General features: G+C 37.2%; 3 protein-coding genes and 1 riboswitch. Of the genes, 1 reads left to right on the forward strand and 2 read right to left on the reverse strand.

What is annotated here, in order from left to right; genetic code table 11:
• A partial coding sequence (locus tag CD118_RS10010; protein ID WP_142380870.1) for a DUF3885 domain-containing protein occupies positions 1 to 254 on the forward strand: 254 nt, incomplete at its 5' end.
• Between the two features lie 290 nt (positions 255 to 544).
• Here the strand turns inward: CD118_RS10010 and CD118_RS10015 are convergent.
• Positions 545 to 1,801 carry an MFS transporter gene (locus CD118_RS10015; RefSeq protein WP_103356651.1) on the reverse strand — a complete coding sequence of 419 codons (1,257 nt, stop codon included), beginning with the start codon at positions 1,799 to 1,801 and terminating at the stop codon, positions 545 to 547.
• Between the two features lie 39 nt (positions 1,802 to 1,840).
• Complete coding sequence (locus CD118_RS10020) at positions 1,841 to 3,205, reverse strand: LLM class flavin-dependent oxidoreductase (protein ID WP_103356652.1); 1,365 nt, start codon at positions 3,203 to 3,205, stop codon at positions 1,841 to 1,843.
• A gap of 66 nt (positions 3,206 to 3,271) precedes the next feature.
• Positions 3,272 to 3,386: riboswitch (SAM riboswitch) on the reverse strand.
• Positions 3,387 to 3,489: the final 103 nt, after the last annotated feature.

The following is a 3,489-nucleotide window of genomic DNA, read 5'->3' on the forward strand; positions in this document are numbered from 1 at the left end:
GTTCTATAAAGGATATTAAATATAAGAAGCTATTAAAGGCTATAGCCAATCAAGATTTTAAAGGACTAGTTCCAAATATAAACCAAGATTATAATTTTTCTGAAATATATATATTAAATAGAACTAAAAATTTACTCTATCATTTATATGATGATAGAGGTCTTTGGGTAGCTTTTAATAATAATGAAGACTTTGTACGATTTTCTAAAAAGTATAATCATCTAATATTGGAAATTGAAAATGAAGGGGTTTAACATTTGCGTAGTGGATACATTCTGTTTTGTATTTCTTCGCTTCAATATTTTCTTCAAAAGGGATGGTTTTTATATTGAATTTAAATGGAATTCGTATATTTCATATAATATGAGCGCATTATTATCTTAATTAAGAGTGATCAGATTCTTTTAATTTTAAAGTTACTTGCGCGCTTTTGTATCAAAATAGGACCTGTGATTGCATCACAAGTCCTATTTAGTATAGCGTCTTAATTTTGAAATAGCGGCTGGAATGATTTTTATTGGCTGACTCTTTTCAAAGTGGTCAATTATCCTTCCGCGTAATGTTCTTTTGTAATGATATTGCGTTCTTCTGGTGTTTTTAAAAGGTGAACTAAAAAAGCGGAACTTAAATAAATAGCTGCTATTAACCACATCAGGCCTCGTGTTCCAATCGTATCGTGTAACAATCCTACAAGACCAGGTCCTATAAATACACATAGACCGGCACCTAAATTTAATAGAGACATGGCCGCACCTTTATGACTATCGCCAACTAATGAAGGGGTTAAAGCGTTGATTGGGACAAACCCAGCAAGGCAAATTCCCCAAAGTATACCTATAATAGCGATAAGAATAACATTTCCTCCGAACCATTGAGGTACAAAATATAAGCCGATGGTGAATAAGGCACAGCCGACACCCCCAAACCAACGAATCGTGGTACGCCAGCCCAATTTATCTCCAATCCAACCAAATATAAGATTAAATATAACATTTGAAGTGAAGATTGTGCCCCAAATGTTCAGCCAAGTGGTCGTTGTGATTCCTTTTTCCGACAAATAGACAGGTAAGAATAGAGGGAAAGCATAAGTGGCTATAGAATTAATAACACGAACTAAGCATGCAACGACGACGCGTGGCTCATGTCCAACGATTGTGATGCCTTCTAAAAGTTGTTGCCATTTATTTTTATGTGAATGACTTTCATTTTTAACAAAGATGTCTTTGTTAGCAACAATTGCTAACAGGGCACCCACAATGACCCAAATTAAAGCGGTCCATAACGTTCCAATATACCCTAATACTTTAATTGCTATAGATGAATAATACGCGCCAAAAACATACATTCCTGCTACAAATACAAACCAAAACCAACCGACTGCGGTTCCTAATTTGTGTTGAGGTGAGCGATATGTGATCCATACGAGAAAAGCATATGCAAATAAAGGATAGCCAAATCCACGTACACTATAGGTAATAATCATCAAAAAATAGTGTTCAGAAGGTAAAGCCCAACTAATAAATAATATTTGTCCAATAATATAGATAACTGTACCTGTCAGCATCACTTTTCGTGGTCCAAACATTTCAACTAACACACCAGAAAACCATGATGCAATGGCTATGGTCACACCGTAGCAGGTAGTGACATGGGCAGCTTGTTGTAGTGTCAATCCATGGTCAATAAGATAGGGACTAATCCATGCGGCTTCTAAACCGTCTCCCATCATAAATATTAAAACACCTACGTAGCCCCATAACAATGAAGGTGGAAATCCAAGCTTTGAGACCGAAATTTTCATATAATCCCTCCCTTTATAAAATAAAATTACAGTAGTTTTTTAATTTGAAAGTTGACGTGCTGGATGATCTTCACGAATGTATTTTGCACCTTGAGCAAATAGGTTTTCTCGAAGTGTCTCTCCTTCATAATCTTGTTGATAAATGCCTCTTTCTTGAAGGACTGGAACCACTTTTTCAACAAACGCTTCAAGTGTGCCCGGAGAATAGGCTTGTGCAACATTAAATCCGTCTACATCAGCAACACGAATCCACTCTTCCAGTTGATCTGCAATCTTTTCAGGTGTGCCTACGAAGCGGACTGGACCTGTCCCTAAGCCATGAAATTTAATCGCTTCTCGCAACGTCCATTTGCGATTTGGGTCTTTAGTATACATATCCATAGCATGCTGAATTGCACCAGTTTCAATGCTTTCTAGATATTGATCTGGATCGTATTGAGAGAAATCAATACCGGTATGTCCACTCAATAAAGCAGCGGTTCCTTCATAACTGACCAATTCAACTAATGCTTGATGTTTTTCTTCAGCTGCTTCTTCAGTTTCTCCAATAATTGGCATAATAAGCGGTAAAAATAGCAATGAGTTTTTATCACGCCCGAATTTTTCTGCGCGTGCTCTTACATCCTCGACATAAGCTTTACAAGCATCTAAAGAGTGTTGTGTCGTAAAGACAGCTTCTGCATGTTTCGCTGCAAAATCACGCCCTCGTGAAGAAGCGCCTGCCTGAAAAATAACAGGTGTTCGTTGTGGTGAAGGATCAACAAGGTGAGGACCTGGAACATTGAAAAACTTGCCTTTATGATGAATTAAGTTGACTTTATCAGGATCTGTATATGTATCGCTGTCAATATCTCTGACGATAGCATGGTCATCCCAACTCTTTTCCCATAATTTGTAAGTGACTTCTAAAAATTCATCCGCTCGGTCATAGCGTGTTTCTTTTGGTAATCGCTCTGTGAGACCTAAGTTGACAGCTTCACTTTCTAAATAAGAGGTAACGACATTCCATCCGATGCGTCCTTTAGATAAGTGATCTAGTGTAGAGAGTTGTCGCGCTAATTGATAAGGCTTTGCATATGTTGTTGATACGGTAGGTGCAAAACCGAGGTGCTTCGTAACTGCTGCCATTGCTGAAATCGCTGCAATCGGATCGTAAGCAGGAAATTGAACTGCATATTTTGTGGCAGCCCTATGAGAATTTTCATAGGCACTATAAGTCCCTAAAACGTCAGCCATAAAAAGGGCATCAAACTTTCCTTTTTCGAGTGTTTGCGCAAGATGCGTCCAATATTCGATATCTCCATGAAGATGCCCTTTATCTTTTTCGTGTTTCCATAAACCTATGGAATGCGGTGATGGAGACTGTTGGACAAAACCGTTTAAATGTATTTGTTTCTTTGACATAAATAGACCCCTAAAAATTAAAAAGCAATACTTCTTTACTTTAAAGATAAGAAGTATTGCCATGTAATCTTATCTTCTAACCGATACGAAGATGCGCATCAGTTACTGGAATTGGCACAGTACCATATAGCCTGTTGCCGAAGCTTCATAGGGCCAGTCCCTCCGCTTCTCTAGATAAGTTTTATATGAATTTTCTGAAAATAATATATTTTGTATTTTAGCGGGTGTCTTTTAAAAAGTCAACTATACTTATCAAATTACTATGAATATTAAATATTAAAGAT

Source organism: Staphylococcus coagulans (assembly GCF_002901995.1).
In the GTDB taxonomy this organism is placed as follows: Bacteria; Bacillota; Bacilli; order Staphylococcales; family Staphylococcaceae; genus Staphylococcus; species Staphylococcus coagulans.